Annotated in this window: 13 protein-coding genes; 6 read left to right on the top strand and 7 right to left on the bottom strand. The window is 76.0% G+C overall.

From position 1 onward, the window contains the following. Nucleotides 1–7: 7 nt before the first annotated feature. From ACI789_RS21130 to ACI789_RS21105, 6 genes are all read right to left on the bottom strand, one after another. Nucleotides 8–493, bottom strand: a complete 486-nt coding sequence (locus ACI789_RS21130) for a cation:proton antiporter regulatory subunit (protein WP_456917370.1) — start codon at nt 491–493, stop codon at nt 8–10. Between the two features lie 29 nt (nt 494–522). Continuing rightward, nucleotides 523–3,363 (bottom strand): FAD-binding and (Fe-S)-binding domain-containing protein, encoded by a 2,841-nt coding sequence (locus ACI789_RS21125; protein WP_457011375.1) that lies wholly within the window; start codon nt 3,361–3,363, stop codon nt 523–525. Nucleotides 3,364–3,406: 43 nt separating this feature from the next. After that, a complete protein-coding gene (locus ACI789_RS21120; protein ID WP_457011373.1) occupies nt 3,407–4,048 on the bottom strand; it encodes a response regulator in 642 nt (213 codons plus the stop codon). Continuing rightward, nucleotides 4,045–5,472, bottom strand: a complete 1,428-nt coding sequence (locus ACI789_RS21115) for a sensor histidine kinase (protein WP_457011372.1) — start codon at nt 5,470–5,472, stop codon at nt 4,045–4,047. The genes ACI789_RS21120 and ACI789_RS21115 overlap by 4 nt, the downstream gene beginning before the upstream one ends. A 121-nt stretch (nt 5,473–5,593) precedes the next feature. Then, nucleotides 5,594–6,199, bottom strand: a complete 606-nt coding sequence (locus tag ACI789_RS21110; RefSeq protein WP_457011371.1) for a glycosyltransferase — start codon at nt 6,197–6,199, stop codon at nt 5,594–5,596. 64 nt (nt 6,200–6,263) lie between these two features. Next, entirely contained in the window at nt 6,264–7,559 is a 1,296-nt protein-coding gene (locus tag ACI789_RS21105; RefSeq protein ID WP_457011370.1) for a hydroxyacid-oxoacid transhydrogenase, read from the bottom strand. Nucleotides 7,560–7,752: 193 nt separating this feature from the next. Here ACI789_RS21105 and ACI789_RS21100 point away from each other — a divergent pair, with 193 nt between their 5' ends. Then, on the top strand, nt 7,753–7,968 hold the full coding sequence (locus ACI789_RS21100) for a hypothetical protein (RefSeq protein ID WP_457011369.1): 216 nt from the start codon (nt 7,753–7,755) through the stop codon (nt 7,966–7,968). Between the two features lie 48 nt (nt 7,969–8,016). Here ACI789_RS21100 and ACI789_RS21095 read toward each other — a convergent pair whose 3' ends face one another. Then, nucleotides 8,017–8,418, bottom strand: coding sequence for a cupin domain-containing protein (locus ACI789_RS21095; protein WP_457011367.1), 402 nt, complete (start codon nt 8,416–8,418; stop codon nt 8,017–8,019). A 323-nt stretch (nt 8,419–8,741) separates the two neighbouring features. On the opposite strand from ACI789_RS21095, the gene ACI789_RS21090 reads away from it, so the two are divergent. From ACI789_RS21090 to ACI789_RS21070, 5 genes are all read left to right on the top strand, one after another. Then, entirely contained in the window at nt 8,742–10,019 is a 1,278-nt protein-coding gene (locus tag ACI789_RS21090) for an MFS transporter (RefSeq protein WP_457011366.1), read from the top strand. A 209-nt stretch (nt 10,020–10,228) separates the two neighbouring features. Beyond that, nucleotides 10,229–11,365 (top strand): hypothetical protein, encoded by a 1,137-nt coding sequence (locus ACI789_RS21085; RefSeq protein WP_457011365.1) that lies wholly within the window; start codon nt 10,229–10,231, stop codon nt 11,363–11,365. Nucleotides 11,366–11,410: 45 nt separating this feature from the next. Next, entirely contained in the window at nt 11,411–12,970 is a 1,560-nt protein-coding gene (locus tag ACI789_RS21080; RefSeq protein WP_457011364.1) for a gluconokinase, read from the top strand. Between the two features lie 14 nt (nt 12,971–12,984). After that, nucleotides 12,985–14,445: a GntP family permease gene (locus ACI789_RS21075; RefSeq protein ID WP_457011362.1), complete on the top strand. Its 1,461-nt coding sequence runs from the start codon at nt 12,985–12,987 to the stop codon at nt 14,443–14,445. Between the two features lie 61 nt (nt 14,446–14,506). After that, complete coding sequence (locus ACI789_RS21070) at nt 14,507–16,105, top strand: FMN-binding glutamate synthase family protein (RefSeq protein ID WP_457011360.1); 1,599 nt, start codon at nt 14,507–14,509, stop codon at nt 16,103–16,105. The last annotated feature ends 100 nt before the right edge of the window (nt 16,106–16,205 follow it).

Below are 16,205 nucleotides of genomic sequence, written 5' to 3'. Positions count from 1 at the left end.
GCCGCGCCTACGGGTGCTCGTTCAGGCGTCGCTCGAGCTGCTCCAGCCCCTGCTCCGACCCGATCGCGACCAGCACGTCGCCCGCGTGCAGCAGGTCGGCCGGGCCGGGCGAGGGGACGACGTCGGTGTCGCGCACGAGCGCCACGATCGAGCAGCCGGTCAGCGTGCGCGCCCGGGTGTCGCCCAGCGGCCGGCCGGCGAACCGGGAGTGCGCCGAGACGGTGAACCGGCCGGACTCCAGGCCGGGCACCTCGCGGGACAGGTCGGCGAACCGCTGGGTCAGCCGCGGCGCGCCGAGCACCTCCGCCACGGCGTCGACCTCCTCGGGGTCGAGCCGGACCACGCCCAGCGCCCGGTCCGGGTCGCGCGGGTCGTAGACCGCGGCCTCGGCGCCTCCCTCCCGCTGGACGACGATGGCCAGCACCTGGCCGGCCCGCGTGCGCATCTCGTAGCGGACGCCCACGCCGGGCAGCAGGGTCTCCTCGAGCTCCACCGCCGCATCGTGGCAGAGCGCCGCGCCGCTCAGCGGGCGGCGGAGGGGAGCCGGGCGGCCAGCAGCTCGGCGAGGTGCAGCGCGCGCCGGCCGGCGAGCTGGTCGAGCTGGGTGCGGCAGGAGAACCCGTCGGCCAGCACGACGGCGTCCGGCCCCGCCGCCCGGACGGCGGGCAGCAGCTGGTGCTCGGCGATCGCGACCGACACGTCGTGGTGACCCCGCTCGACGCCCCAGTTGCCGGCCAGCCCGCAGCAGCCGCCCACCCGGTGCACGGTGGCGCCGGCGTCGCGCAGCAGCCGCTCGTCGGTCGCCCACCCCAGCACGGCGTGGTGGTGGCAGTGCGGCTGGGCGACGACCTCGACCCCGGCCAGGGACGGCGGCGTCCAGCCCGGCGTCTCCCGCAGCAGCTCGGCCAGCGTGCGGGTGCCCGCCGCGACCGCCTCCGCGGCCGGCCCGCCCACCAGCTCCAGCGCCTCCCCGCGCAGGACGGCGGTGCAGGAGGGCTCGACGCCCACCACCGGCACCCCGGCGTCGACCAGGGGGCGCAGCAGCTCGACGGTGCGGCCCAGGGTGCGGCGGGCGGCGTCGAGCTGACCGGTGGTGATCCAGGTCAGCCCGCAGCAGGTCTCGGCGGGTGGCACCTGCACCCGGTAGCCGGCGGCCTCCAGCACCGCGGCGGTGGCCTCGGCGACCTCGGGGGCGAAGTGGTCGGTGAACGAGTCGACCCACAGCGCGACCGGCGGTCCGTCCGCGGACGCCGGCCGGGCCGCCCAGCCGGCCCGGAAGGTGCGGGTCGCGAAGGCGGGGAGGCTGCGCCGCTGGTCGACCCCGGCGCCCCACTTCGCCAGCCGGCCGCCGACCCGGGAGGTCATCACCGCGTTGACCACCCGCGGCGCCCGTGCGGCCAGGTCGGCCCAGCGTGGCAGCCGGCCGAGCGCGTAGTGCGACCGCGGCCGCAGCCGCCGGCGGTAGCTCTGGTGCAGCACCTCGGCCTTGTACGAGGCCATGTCCACCCCGGTCGGGCAGTCCCGCGAGCAGCCCTTGCAGGACAGGCACAGGTCCAGCGCGGCGTGCACCTCGGGGGAGCGCCAGTCGCGCACCGGGCCGCCGGGGGCGAGCATCTCCTGCAGCACGCGGGCCCGGCCGCGGGTGGTGTCCTTCTCCTCGCGGGTGGCCGGCCACGACGGGCACATCACCCCGCCGGTGGCCTGCAGGTCGGCCCGGCACTTGCCCACGCCGGTGCAGCGGTGGACGGCGGCGGAGAAGTCCCCGCCGTCGTGCCGGTAGGCCAGCGCCAGGCGCTCGGTCCGGCGCGGCGCGGCGGCCACCCGGATGTCGTCGTCCACCCGCGCCGGCCGCACCAGGACGCCGGGGTTGAGCACGTCGGCCGGGTCGAACAGGCCCTTGACCCGCTGGAAGAGGCCGAGGACCTCGGGGGAGTACATGGTCGCCAGCAGCTCGCTGCGGGCCCGGCCGTCCCCGTGCTCGCCGGAGACCGACCCGCCGAACCGGGCCACGAGCGCCGCGGCGTCCTGCACGAAGGCGCGGTAGGCGCTGCGGCCGCGGTCCTCACCGCGCCCGAGCGGGAAGTCGATCCGGACGTGCACGCAGCCGTCGCCGAAGTGGCCGTAGGGGACGCCCTGCAGCCCGTGCTCGCGCAGCAGCGCCTCGAACCCGCGCAGGTAGGCGCCGAGCTGCTCGACCGGCACCGCCGCGTCCTCCCAGCCGGCGTGCGCGGGCCGGCCGTCGGAGGTGCGGGCGGCCAGGCCCGCGCCGTCCTCGCGGATGCGCCAGATGGCGGCGGCCTCGGCGGGGTCGGTGACCACCAGCGAGTCCAGCGCACCGGCGTCGGCGAGCACGCCCTTGGCCTTGGCCTCGATCTCGGCCACCGAGTCGCCGGTCAGCTCGACGATCAGCCAGCCGTCGCCGCGCGGCAGCTCCGGCACGACCGCGGCGGGCACGTCCCGCAGCCGCTGGACGATCCGCTGGTCGAGGCCCTCGCAGGCGGTCGGCTCGTGCCGCAGCAGCGGCGGGGTGGCGTCGGCGGCGTCGGCCATCGACGGGTAGCCGAGCACGACGAGGCCGCGGTACGGGGCGTCGGCCACCAGCCGCACGGTCGCGCCGAGCACCAGGCCCAGCGTGCCCTCGCTGCCGACCAGTGCCCGGGCGACGTCGAAGCCGCGCTCGGGCAGCAGGTGCTCCAGCGAGTAGCCCGACACCTGGCGGCCGAAGCGGCCCAGCTCGGTGCGGATCGGCGCCAGGTTGTCCTCGACCAGCCGCCGCAGCTCCCCGACCACCCCGCCGTCCGGGGCGCCGTCGCGGCCCAGCCGCAGCCGCTCGCCGGCGCCGGTGACGACGTCGAGGCCGACGACGTTGTCCGACGTCCGGCCGTAGCCCAGGGCGCGGGAGCCGCAGGCGTTGTTGCCGATCATCCCGCCGATCGTGCAGCGGTTGTGCGTGCTCGGGTCGGGCCCGAAGCGCAGCCCGTGCGGCCGGGCCGCGGCCTGCAGCGCCGCCTGGACCACGCCGGGGTCGACCGTCGCCGTCCGCGCCTCGGCGTCGATCGCCCGCACCCGGGCGAGGTGGCGGCTGGTGTCGACGACGACGCCGGGGCCGACCGCGTTGCCGGCGATGGAGGTGCCCGCACCGCGGGCGGTCAGCGGGACGCCCAGCTCCCGGCAGACGGCGAGGGTGGCCTCGATCTCGTCGGGGTGGCGGGGCCGCACCACCGCCCGCGGCAGCACCCGGTACAGCGAGCCGTCGGAGGAGTAGAGCGCCCGCGCGAGCCCGGAGTCGTCGACGTCGCCGATCCCGGCCCGGCGCAGCGCGGGGAGGAGGTCGGCGTCAGGGGGAGTGGCTGTCCGGGTCACGCCGCCCAGTCTCGGCCCGAGGGCGGGGCCGCGGCGAGGGGGGTCACTCCGCGAGGCCGGGCGGGACCTCGGGCAGGTGGGTGCGCGCCCACAGCGCCGCCGACGTCCGGTCCCGGACCCCGATGCGCTGGAACACGCTGGTCAGGTGCGCCTTCACGGTGCCCTCGCGGATGCCCAGGGCGCGGGCGATCTGCTTGTTGGCCAGCCCCCGGCCGACGAGCGCGAGCACCTCCTGCTCCCGCTCGGTCAGCTCGGCGACCCCGGCCGGCCGGCGCCGGGCGTGCAGCAGGGTCCGGGCCACCCGCGGGTCCAGCGGCGAGTGGCCCCGGGCGGTCGAGCGGATCGCGGCCAGCAGGTCGGCCGGCTCGGTGTCCTTGAGCACGTAGCCGCCGGCGCCGGCGTCCAGCGCCTCCACCACCCGCTGCTGGTCGGAGAAGGAGGTGAGCACCAGCACCTCCACCTCGGGGTGGTCCGCCAGGATGCGGCGGGTCGCGGTCACGCCGTCCATGACCGGCATGGACAGGTCCATGAGGACGACGTCGGGGGACAGGAGGGCGACCGCGGCCACCGCCTCGGCCCCGTCGGCGGCCGTACCGACGACCCGCATGTCGTCGGCGCCGGCGATGAGGCCGGCCAGCCCCGAGCGCATGAGTGCGTGGTCGTCCACCACCAGGACGTCGATCACCGCCGGGGCACCTCCAGCCGGAGACTGGTCCCGGCGCCGGGTGCAGCGCGCAGGGACAGGGTCGCGCCCTCGGCGGCGGCCCGGTCGGCGAGCAGGCGCAGCCCCAGGTGCCCGCCGTCCTGCCGGTCCAGCGCCGGGCCGACGTCGAACCCGACGCCGTCGTCGGAGATCTCCAGGACGAGGGCCGCCGGGAGCTGCGAGACGGTGACGTCGACCCGGCGGGCGCCCGAGTGCTTCACCACGTTGCGCAGCGCCTCCTGGACGGTGCGCAGGACCAGCGCGGCCACGTCCGGCGGCGGGCAGAGCCCGTCCGGGAGGGACAGCCGCACGGCGATGCCGCGGGGGCGCAGCCGGTCCGCGCAGTCGACCAGGGCCGCCGGCAACCCCGCCTGCTCGAGGTTCGGTGGGTAGATCTCGACCAGCAGCGACCGCAGGGACGCCACGGAGTCCCGCAGCGCCCCGGCGGCCTGCCCGAGCCGGTCGGCGACGTCGTGGGACGGCGCGGTGCACGAGGTCCGCCCCAGGTCGTCGGCGGCGCGGGCGACCAGCAGCGCCGCCGCGGAGACGTCCTGCACCAGGCCGTCGTGCAGGCTGCCGGCGATCCGGCGGCGCTCCTCGCCGGAGGCGTCCAGCGCCCGCGCCTGCAGCAGCTCGCGCTCCTGCTGGGTGGCGCGCAGCTGGGTGACCATCCGGCGGGCCAGGGGGAGCTGCACGGCGACCATGGCCAGCAGCGCGGCCGCGGAGATGGGGGCGAACTCCCACCAGATCTCCTGCTGCCGGGCGGTGGCCTGGCTGTAGTCGGAGTAGGTCTCCAGCAGCAGCCGCTGCCCGCCGGGGCCGGTGATCTGCCGGTAGACCTCGAGCAGGCGGCCGCTGTCGGCCTCCTCGAACCGGTTCTCCGGCTGGCTCAGGTCGCTGACCTCGGCCCGCGTGACGCCGTCGCGCAGGGCCGCCCGGTCGTCGTCGCCGAGCGGGAACGAGCGGCCGATCAGCAGGGGCTCGTCGGAGTAGACGATCCGCCCGTCGCCGGTCCAGATCTTGATCCGGATGATGCCGACCCCCGGCAGGCGGTCGCGCATGCGGTCGTCGAACACGGTGATCGCGGCCGGCTCCCCGGCGAGCAGGGGCTCGTCGAGGGTGGGCTGGACGAGGACCTCGGCCAGCAGGTCGGTCATGCGGCGGGCGTCGGCGAGCGCCTCGTGCTCGGCGGCCCGGGCGCTGGCCCACACGCCGAGCGCGAGCAGCAGCAGGATGGCCGCGACGTTGGCAGCGAGGAAGCGGGCGACGACGCGGCCGACGGAGGCGACCTGCGGGCGGCGCCCGGCCTCGGTGTGGTCGACCAGGGCGACCCAGTCGCGGGCGCGGCCGGTGTCGGGCGCCGTCCGGGGCGGCGGCACGGGGCTCGTCGACTGGCGCGTGGCCATGGCCCACCCCCCGCGTGCGTCGCGCACTGCTGCGCGGCCTCCGGACCCTCCGGCGCTGCCCTGCCGGGGAGTTGTGCCATCGGGGACGTCGAGTGCGCAAGGGGACGGGAGTCGTACGACCTCATCCAGTGACCCGCCGCCACAGGCGCTGCAGCGGGGAGGGTGGCCCCTCGGCGGGGAGTACGCCGGCGGCGGACTCCCCGGCCGCCGCCAGCGCGCCGGCCCGGTCGGGGTGGTCGAGGAGGTCGGCCACCGCCGACGCGAGCGCGGGCGCGTCGCCGGGTGGCACGACCAGACCGGTCTCGCCGTGCCGCACGAGGAGCGGGTCGGCGACCGGTCGGGTGGCCACCACCGGGCGGCCGGCCGCGAACGCGTCGAGGAGGCCGGGCACCAGGTGCTCCCGGTCGTCGTGGCGGCGGTGGGGGAGGACGAGCACCTCGTTGCGGCCCACCGCCGCCCGCACCGCGGCGCGGGGGAGGGCGCCGCAGAAGCGCACCCTCCCGTCCAGGCCGAGGTGGTCGGCGCCGCAGCGCAGGTCCCGGCCGAGCGGGCCGCCGCCGACCACCTCGAGGACCAGGTCCGGCCGGTCCCCGGCGAGCAGGCCGAAGGCGGTCAGCAGGGTGTCGACGCCGCCGGCCGGCGTCAGCGGGGCGACGCCGAGCAGCAGGCGCGGGCCGGACGGGGTGCCGTCCGCCACCGCCGCCCACCCGCGCTCCGTCGTCCGCACCCGAGGGAGCAGACCACCCCGGACGGCGGCGCCGCACCTGGACGGGCGTCCTACGACCCGCCGGTCACCAGAGGGTCATCGAGCGGCGGAAGATACCGGCGACGTCGTCCTCGGTGACCTCCTTGGGCGCGGTGGCCAGCAGTCGCTGCTGCTTCATCGTGCCCTGGACCAGGTCGGGGACGTCGCTCTCGTCGTAGCCGACGGCGCCGATGCCGCCGGGGATGTCGATGTCGCGCATCAGCGCCGTCAGCACGGTCGGCAGGAACTCGGCGGGGTCGTCGGTCTGCTCGGCGCGCGGGTCGAGCAGGCGGGCGGCCCGCAGGTGCCGGTCGGGGTCGGCGTCGAAGGTGAACCGGAAGGCCTCCGGCGCGGTCAGCGCGACCGACATGCCGTGCGGGATCATCGGCTCGTCGGCCGGGTAGTCCTTGGGGTGGAAGTCCTTCACCCGCCCGGCGATCGGGTAGGCGTTGGCGTGCGGGATGTGCACGCCGGCGTTGCCGAACCCCAGCCCCGCGAAGGTGGCCGCCATCGCCATCTGCCCGCGGGCCTCGGTGTCCTCCCCGTTGCGCACCGCCGCGCGGAACGACTCGGCGAGCAGGCTGAGCGCCTTCTCCGACCACATGTCGGCGATCGGGTTGGCTCCGTTGTAGGGCACCCGCTCCTCCGGGCGCTTGTGCTCGAAGGTCGTGTAGGGCCGCGCGGTGTAGCTCTCCAGCGCGTGGCACAGGATGTCCATGCCGGCGGCGGCGGTGACCCCGGCCGGCTGCGTGCGGGTCAGCGCGGGGTCGACCACGGCCATGGTGGGCCGCAGCCGGGCGTGGCTGATCCCGGTCTTCACCTTCAGGGCCAGGACGTCGAGCACGCAGATCGTCGTGCTCTCCGCGCCGGTGCCGGTGGTCGTCGGGACGGCGACCAGCGGGTTGAGCGGGTTGACCGGCGCGCGGCCCTCACCGACCGGCTTGTTCACGTAGTCCATGAGCTCACCGGGGTTGGTGGTGAGCAGGTTGATCGCCTTGGCCGTGTCGATGCTCGTCCCGCCGCCGACGGCGACGATGGCGTCCCAGGGGCCGTGGTCGCGCGCCCAGCCGACGGCGTGCTCGAGGCTCTCGTCGGTGGGCTCGACGTGCGCGCCGTCGAAGACCTGCGCCTCGATGCCGAACTGCGCCATCTGGTCGGCGACCCGCTGGGGGTGTCCGGTCGCCGCGACCCCGGGGTCGGTCACGACGAGGACCCGCTTGGCGCCGGTGAGGCTCAGGTCGTAGCCGATCTCGTCGGAGGCGCCGGGGCCGAACTTCAGTTGCGGGGCGCCGTAGGTGAAGACGCTCTCGGGGTTCGCGGGGGAGTAGGTGGGCGACGGCATGACCCCTCCTGGGTCGGCGACGGTCGGGCGCGGTGCGCGCCTGTCGAGTCTGCTGCCGCGGCGGGGACGGGGCCAGCCCGCGCACCGCGCTCTACACGCCGGGGGTCCGCCTGCCCGGGGAGCGACACGCGGCACCCCCGGGGTGAGGCTTCTCGCAGTGTCACGAAACGGTCACGCCGGGAGACTGGACCGCGTGCTGGACTACCTCGTCGTCGGCGGACTGCTGACCGTCATCGCCTTCTGCCTGTTCATCCTGACCCGCATCCAGCCGGAGCAGCCGGCGCGCGTGCAGCACCGCGCGGCGGGCGACGGCGGCACCACCCTGATGCCCGCGCAGGTCGCGCCCTCCCCGGCGCTCGCGCCGCGGCCGCCTGCCGCGCGGTCGCACCGCAGCACCGCGCGGGGCTGACCGGTGTGCGGGAGCGCCGGACGCGCTCCCGCACACCGGGCCCGGGGCTCACTCGGTCGGCGGCTCGTCCTTGCCCGCCTCCTCGGCGGCGTCGGCCTCCTCCTTGGTCTTGTGCACCGCGCCGTCGGCGTGCTCCGGCGGGCCGTACACCGTGTAGAGGACCAGCGGGTTGGGCCCGGTGTTGACGAAGTTGTGCTTCGTGCCGGCCGGCACCACCACCAGGTCGCCCTGGGTGACCTTCTTCTTGCTGCCCGCGATCCGCGCCTCGCCGGTGCCGCTGACGAAGGTGAGGATCTGGTCGATGTCCTCGTGCACCTCCTCGCCGATCTCGCCGCCCGGCGGGATGGTCATGATCACCAGCTGGGTGTTCTTGCCGGTCCACAGGACCCGGCGGAAGTCGGCGTACTTCTCGGCCTCGGTCGCGATCTCGTAGTGGATGACGGACGCCATTCGAGGGCACTCCTCTCGTCGCGTGGGCAGTTGCGGCCGGGGTCGGACCCGGCGGCTGAGCTGCTCCTGCCCGCCGACGTGCACGGTTAGTCCTGGATCGGCGAGGAGTTGATCACGCTCACCCGGTCGGACGAGGCGCCCGGACGGGCCGGTGCAGGGGGGGTGCGGCCGTGCCCGCGGCGGACGGCGGAGGCGCGGCGGGGACCGGCGGTGAGGGATCTCACGCCCCCGGGGGGAAGCACCCGGCGGGGGAGGACGTCGTCCATGGGGTGACGACGCCGACCGCTGCCCGACCGACGGCCCGTGCCTACACCGTGTGGCTGGTGGCGCTCGCCGCGTACGCGGTCGCCGTCTTCCACCGCGCCTCGCTGGGGGTCGCCGGGGTGGAGGCGCAGGAGCGCTTCTCGGCCGGGGCCTCGGCGATCTCGCTGTTCCTGGTCCTGCAGCTCGTCGTCTACGCCGGCATGCAGGTGCCGGTCGGGGTGGCCCTGGACCGGTTCGGCTCCCGCAGACTGATCCTGGCCGGGGCGCTCACCATGGCCGCCGGCCAGGCGCTGCTGGCCCTGGCCGGGGACGTGCCGACCGCCGTCGCCGCGCGGGTCCTGGTCGGCGCCGGCGACGCGATGACCTTCGTCAGCGTGCTGCGGGTGATCGGCTTCTGGTTCCCCGGCCCGACGGTGCCGCTGATCACCCAGCTCACCGGCATGCTCGGCCAGTTCGGGCAGATCGTCGCCGCCTACCCGCTGGTCGCCCTGCTGCACTCGACGTCGTGGGAGGCCACGTTCCTCGGCGCCGGGGCCGTCGGGGTCCTCGTCGCCGTCCTCGTCGTCGTCGCGCTGCGGGACGCCCCGCCCGGCACCGTGCTCAGCCCGCCGTCCGGGCTGGAGGAGGTCCGCCGCAGCCTGGCGCTCACCTGGCGGGAGCCGGGCACCCGGATCGGCCTCTACACCCACCTGGTCACCCAGTTCTCCGGCACCGTCTTCGCCCTGCTGTGGGGCTACCCCTTCCTCGTCGTCGCCGAGGGCCGCAGCCCGGAGACGGCGGCGGGGCTGCTGACGCTGCTGGTCGTCGTCGGGATCCTGGTCGGCCCGCTGCTGGGCCGGCTGTGCGGCCGCTGGCCGTTGCGCCGCTCGACGCTGGTCTTCACGATCCTCGTGCTCACCGCGGCCACCTGGACCGTCGTGCTGCTGTGGCCGGGCCGCGCTCCGCTGCCGTTGCTGGTGCTGCTGGTCGTCGTCCTGGGCACCAACGGCCCCGGTTCGATGATCGGCTTCGACTTCGCCCGCACCTGGAACCCCGCCGAGCGACAGGGCAGCGCGAGCGGGGTGGTGAACGTCGGCGGCTTCCTGGCGTCGCTGCTGACCATCCTGGCCGTGGGCGCGGTGCTCGACCTGCTCACGCCGGGAGGCTCCACCGCCTACTCCCTCGACGCCTTCCGGGCGGCCTTCTCCGTCCAGTACGTGTTCTGGGCCATCGGGTTCGTCGGTGTGCTGCGCCACCGGCGGCAGATCCGGCAGCGGCTGGCGCGCGACGGCGTGGTGCTGGCGCCGCTGCGGGTCGCCGTCGGCGCGCGGCTGCGCGGGGGCTCCGCCTACCGCTGACCCGACCTCACCGGCCGTAGCGGTTCCGGTACTCGTGGACGGGACTACGCCGGTGTCATCCCGACCGGCGTGCCGGGACGCCCGTGCCGCCCTGACGGAACGCCGCGTTCTGGCACTGTGCGGAGCCCCGAGCAGTCGATCGCGCCGTCCCGGCGTCGGGTCGGTCGAGGCGGGGGCGTGGTCCTGGGTCGGGGGAGAGGGGAGCCCGCATGTTCCGACACGGTGCGGCCGAGGTCGGCGACGGCGCCCGGCAGCCGGAACCCGTCCCCTCCGGCGGGTCGTCCCGGCGGCCCAACCTCGCCGGTGACCTCGAGTCCCTCCTCGGTCCCCGCCCCCTCTTCCGGACGGCGCTGCGCGGCTACGACCGGCTGCAGGTGGACAACTACGTCTCCTGGGCAGAGTCCGAGCTGCTGGCCGCCCGCCGGGAGAACGAGGACCTGCTCACCCGGTACGGGGCGTGCTCGGCGGAGCTGGAGCTCTCCCGGCGCCTGCTGGCCTGCTCGCCCGAGGGCCGGGAGATGGTCCGAACCTCCGAGCGCGTCGGCGAGATCCTCCGCCTGGCCGCGGACGAGGCGGCCCAGCTGACCGAGGCCGGGCAGATGGAGGGCGACCGGATCCGCGCCCAGGCGCGCAGCGAGGCCGACGTCCTGCTGCGGCGGGCGCACCAGGTCAAGGACGAGGCGGTGGCCGAGTCCGGCCGGATCCAGGAGGAGGCACAGGCGGTCCGCGAGGACGCCGCCGCGGAGTGGGAGCTGGCCGGCGCCGAGGCGGTCCGGATGCGGGAGGAGGCGGCGGCCGACGCGGCCGGGGAGCGGCAGCGGGCCGCGGAGGAGGCGGCGGCCACCCGGCGGGAGGCCCGCGAGCAGGCGGCGGAGGAGCTGCGGCAGGCCAGGGTGACGGCCGAGCGGCTGCTGGCCGAGGCCGCCGTCGAGCGCACGCGGCTCGCCGACGAGGCGGCGGCGAAGCGCGCCCGTGAGGCGACCGAGACCGCGGCACGGCTCTCCACGGAGGTGGAGCAGACGCTGGCCGAGCTCAGCCGGACCTGCACGGCCCGCGTCGACGCGGCCCAGGCCCGGGTCGACGACCTGGCGCGGCGGCGCGACGAGGCGCGGACCGCCCTGCGCCGGCTGTGCGGCCAGGTCGCCGACGCGCTCGGGACGCTGACGGGCGCACTGGCCGCGGAGGAGCAGGCCGGGCGCGACGAGCAGCCCGGTCAGGCGGAGCACGGCGCGCACTCGGCGGAGGACGGCGGGCCCGAGGAGCGGGGCGCGCACTCGGAGCCGGGTGTGCCCGAGGCGCGACCCCCGTTGCGGGACGAGCCCGCCGAGGAGCAGCTCGCCTCCTGAGCCTGCGATGGCGCCCGGTCGCCGACCCGTGCACCATCCGGTGTCGTGGACGTCGTCGTCGGTCTCGACTCCGGGACGACGGCGACGAAGGCGGTCACCGCCGGCGCCGACGGGCGGGTGCGCGACGTCGCCAGCGCCGGCTACCCGCTGCTGGTCCCCGCTCCCGGCCGGGCCGAGCTCGACGCCGGCCGGCTGCAGGCCGCCGCGGTGGAGGCGCTGGCCGCGGTGGCCGGCTGCGCCCGGGACCGCGGCGACCGGGTCGTCGGCATCAGCCTGAGCGCCGCCATGCACGGCCTGGTGCCGATGGACGACGACGGTCGGCCGCTGGGCCCGGTGATCACGTGGGCCGACGGCCGCGCAGCCGAGTGGGCCGCCGCGCTGGTCGCCGATGGGCGGGCGGCGGACCTGCACGCCCGCACCGGTACCCCCGTGCACGCGATGTCCCCGCTGGTGAAGCTGTCCTGGGAGCGCGCGCAGGACCCGGACCTGGTGAGCGGGACGCCGCGCTGGGGCGGGGTCAAGGAGCTCGTCGTCGCCGCGCTCGTCGGCGGGCGGCAGGTGGTCGACCGGTCGTGCGCGTCGGCGACCGGGCTCTACGACCTCCGCGGCAGCCGGTGGGACGACGAGGCGCTGGCCATCGCGGGGGTGCGGCCCGACCAGCTCGGCGAGGTCCTCCCCACGACGGCGGTGCTGACCGGCCTGCGCGCCGACGCGGCCGGGGCGACCGGGCTGCCCGAGGGGCTGCCGGTGGTGGTCGGCGCCGCCGACGGCGTGCTGGCCAACCTGGGCATCGGCGCGGTCCGGCCGGAGGTGGCCGCGGTCTCCCTGGGCACCAGCGGCGCGATGCGGGTCGTCGTCCCGGCGCCCACGGTGGACCCCGGCCGCCGGCTGTTCTGCTACGCGCTCACCGACGACCAGTGGGTGGTCGGGGGAGCGGTGAACAACGGCGGCTCGGCGGTCCGCTGGGCTGCCCAGGCGCTGGCCGCGGGGCCGCCCGCCTCGCCGCCCGGACCGGCGCCGGAGCTCCACGGGGAGGACGCCGACGACCTCGACGCCCGCCTGCTGGCCGAGGCCGAGCAGGTACCGCCCGGCAGCGCCGGCCTGCTGTGCCTGCCCTACCTGCTCGGCGAGCGGGCCCCCTGGTGGCGCTCGGGGCTGCGCGGGGCGTACATCGGGCTGCGCCGCGAGCACCGCCGTCCGCACCTGGTGCGGGCCGCGGTCGAGGGGGTCTGCCAGCAACTGGCGCTGGTCCGCGACGCCTTCGCCGCCACCGACCTGCCGGTGCGCGAGGTGCGGGCCACCGGGGGTGCGGTCGCCTCCTCGCTGTGGGTCCGCACCCTCGCCGCCGCGCTGGACCTGCCGGTGCGGGTCGCCGACTCACCGGAGGGCACCGGTCTGGGGGCCTGCCTGCTCGGCCTGCACGCGCTCGGCGCGCTGCCCGACCTCGACGCCGCCACCGGGCTGGTCGCCGTGAACGACCCGGTCGAGCCCGACCCGGACGCGGTCGCCGTCTACCGCCGGCTGCGGCCGCTCGTCGACCGCTCCACCCAGGCGCTCACCGACGTCCTCACCACCCTCGACGCGGTGGACGACGGCCCCGACTGACCACTGGAGGAACCGTGCCCGAGGTCGAACCGGCGCTGGGCGCCGGCTCGCTGCTCGCGATCGCCGCGGCCGCGGTCGCCGTCCTGCTGTTCCTGATCATGAAGCTGAAGCTGCACGCGTTCCTCGCACTGGTCCTCGTGAGCCTGCTGACCGCGCTGGCCACCCGGATCCCGCTCGAGGACGTCGTCTCCACGCTGACGACGGGCTTCGGCACGACGCTGGCCAGCGTGGCGCTGCTCGTCGGCCTCGGCGCGATGCTCGGCCGGCTGCTGGAGCACAGCGGCGGGGCGCAGGTGCTCGCCGACAGCCTCATCCGCCGGTTCGGCGAGCAGCGTGCGCCGTTGGCGCTGGGCGTCGCCGCACTGCTGTTCGGCTTCCCCATCTTCTTCGACGCCGGCCTGGTGGTGTTCCTGCCGATCGTCTTCACCGTGGCCCGCCGGCTGGGTGGCTCGCTGCTCACCTACGGCCTGCCGGTCGCCGGCGCGTTCGCCGTCATGCACGCCTTCGTGCCCCCGCACCCCGGGCCGGTGGCGGCGGCCGAGCTGATCGGCGCCGACATCGGCCTGGTGCTCGTGTTCGGCCTGCTCGTCGGGCTGCCCACCTGGTACCTCGGCGCGTACCTGTTCGGGCTGTGGGCCGGCCGCCGGTACGACGTCGCGGTGCCGAACATCCTGGCGGACGAGAAGCCGCTGGACGACCAGCCCGACCCGTCGGTCGAGGGCACCTCGCCGGCCGTCGCCGAGCCGGCCGGTGGACGGCGCACCGAGACCGCGACCCGTCCCGCGCCGCCCCGCTTCGGCACGGTGGTCGGCATCCTGCTCCTGCCGCTCGTGCTGATCTTCCTGAACACCGGACTGACCACGCTGGCCACCGCGGGCGCGCTGGACGAGGGGTCGTTCGTCGTCCGGGCCGGTCAGCTGCTCGGGGCCACGCCGGTGGCGCTGCTCATCACGGTGCTCGTCGCGATCGTCGTGCTCGGCGTGCGGCGTGGGGAGAGCGGCGCCCAGGTGGAGTCCATCGTCAACAGCGCCCTCGGCCCCGTCTGCGCGATCATCCTCATCACCGGCGCGGGGGGCATGTTCGGCGGCGTGCTGCGGGCCAGCGGCATCGGTGAGGCGCTGGCCGACGTCCTCGGCGACATCGGGCTGCCGGTCATCGTGGCCGCGTTCGTCATCTCCGTGCTGCTGCGCGTGGCCCAGGGCTCGGCGACGGTCGCGCTCACCACGGCGGCCGGGCTGATGGCGCCGGTCGTCGAGGCGACCGACGGGCTGTCCTCGGTCGACCTCGCGCTCATCGTCATCGCCATCGCCGGGGGTGCGACCGTGCTCTCGCACGTCAACGACTCCGGCTTCTGGCTGGTCAGCCGCTTCTTCCAGATGGACGAGAAGACGACGCTGAAGACCTGGACGGTGATGGAGACGCTGCTGGGCACGATCGGCTTCGTCTTCGCGCTGGTGCTCAGCCTCTTCTTCTGACCGCGAGGTCGCGGCGGCCGTCGAACCGGCGTGATCGGCCCGCCCGTGCCAGGGTGAGCACATGAAGCGCGCGTCGCGTGCCGCCGTCACCGGTCTGTCCGCGCTGGCGGCGGTCGCCGCCCGCGACCTGCTCCAGCGCGAGCACACCCTGTTGCGCAACTTCCCCGTGATCGGGCACGCCCGGTACCTGCTCGAGGCGATCGGTCCCGAGCTGCGCCAGTACCTGGTGGCCGGCAATAACGAGGAGCGGCCCTTCACCCGCGACCAGCGGCGGTGGGTGTACGCCTCGGCGAAGAAGGAGAACAACTACTTCGGCTTCGGCACCGACAACGACCTCGAGTACACCGCGGGCTACCCGGTCATCAACCACCGGACGTTCGGCCGCGCCGTCCCGCCGTCGCACCCCACGTCGGCGCACGACGTGCACGTCCCGTCGGCGAAGGTGCTCGGTGGGCCCCGCGGCCGGGCGGGGGCGTTCCGGCCGGCGTCGGTCGTGAACATCTCGGCGATGAGCTTCGGGTCCCTCTCCGGCCCGGCCGTCGAGGCGCTCAACCGCGGTGCGGCGCTGGCCGGCTGCCTGCAGAACACCGGCGAGGGCGGCATCTCGGTGCACCACCGGCACGGCGGGGAGCTGGTGTTCCAGATCGGCACCGCCTACTTCGGCTGCCGGGACCAGCAGGGCCGGTTCGACCTCGCCCGGCTCAAGGACCTCGTCGCCGGCGCCCCGGTGCGGGCGCTGGAGATCAAGCTCAGCCAGGGCGCCAAGCCGGGCCTGGGCGGAGTGCTCCCCGGCGCGAAGGTCTCCGCCGAGATCGCCGCCGCGCGGGGCGTGCCCGAGGGGGTGGACTGCGTGAGCCCGTCCCGGCACGCGGAGTTCTCCGACACCGACAGCCTGCTCGACTGGGTGGAGCTCCTCGCTGCCGAGACCGGCCTGCCGGTGGGCATCAAGTCGGCCGTCGGCGACATGACCTTCTGGGACGAGCTCACCGACCTCATGGAGCGCACCGGCCGCGGGGTGGACTTCGTGACCGTCGACGGCGGCGAGGGCGGCACCGGCGCGGCTCCGCTGATCTTCACCGACTCGGTGTCGCTGCCCTTCCAGCTCGGCTTCGCCCGGGTGTACGCGACCTTCGCCCGCCGCGGGCTGCAGGAGCAGGTCACCTTCATCGGCGCCGGCAAGCTCGGCCTGCCCGACAACGCGATCGTGGCGTTCGCCCTGGGGTGCGACATGGTGAACGTGGGCCGCGAGGCGATGCTGGCGATCGGCTGCATCCAGGCCCAGAAGTGCCACACCGACACCTGCCCGACCGGGGTGGCGACGCAGGACCCGTGGCTGTCCCACGGGCTGGACCCGTCGCTGAAGTCGGTCCGGGCGGCCAACTACGTCGAGACGCTGCGGCGCGACCTGTTCAAGGTGGCCGAGGCCTGCGGCGTCGAGCACCCGGGGCTGATCCCCGTCGACGCGGTGGAGATCCTCGACGGGCGGACCAGCTCCACGCCGCTGGGGGAGGTCTACGGCTACCAGCCGCACTGGGGCCTGCCGTCCGAGGCCGACCAGGCCGAGGTCGTGCGGCTGATGACCGGCAGCGCGCCGCAGGGTGGCTCGGCCCCGGAGTCCGCGGACGCCGTCGCGGGTGACCGTCAACCGGCGGGCGGCTGAGCCTCCGCACCCCGGGTCACCTCCGGTGGGCCGCCCGTAGCGACGCGCGAGGGGGACCGATACGGCCGCTCGGAGGGGCCCGGTGTCCTGCCACGGCGAT

The organism is Geodermatophilus sp. SYSU D00965 (genome assembly GCF_054050075.1).
This window is presented reverse-complemented; position numbering and strand designations above follow the sequence as displayed.

Coding starts and splice junctions, on each gene's coding strand:
- ACI789_RS21095 (WP_457011367.1), bottom strand. CDS start 8,418: ATGGCGTCCGTCATCCACTACGAGATCGCGACCGAGGCCGAGAAGTAC.
- ACI789_RS21115 (WP_457011372.1), bottom strand. CDS start 5,472: ATGGCCACGCGCCAGTCGACGAGCCCCGTGCCGCCGCCCCGGACGGCG.
- ACI789_RS21070 (WP_457011360.1), top strand. CDS start 14,507: ATGAAGCGCGCGTCGCGTGCCGCCGTCACCGGTCTGTCCGCGCTGGCG.
- ACI789_RS21085 (WP_457011365.1), top strand. CDS start 10,229: ATGTTCCGACACGGTGCGGCCGAGGTCGGCGACGGCGCCCGGCAGCCG.
- ACI789_RS21105 (WP_457011370.1), bottom strand. CDS start 7,559: ATGCCGTCGCCCACCTACTCCCCCGCGAACCCCGAGAGCGTCTTCACC.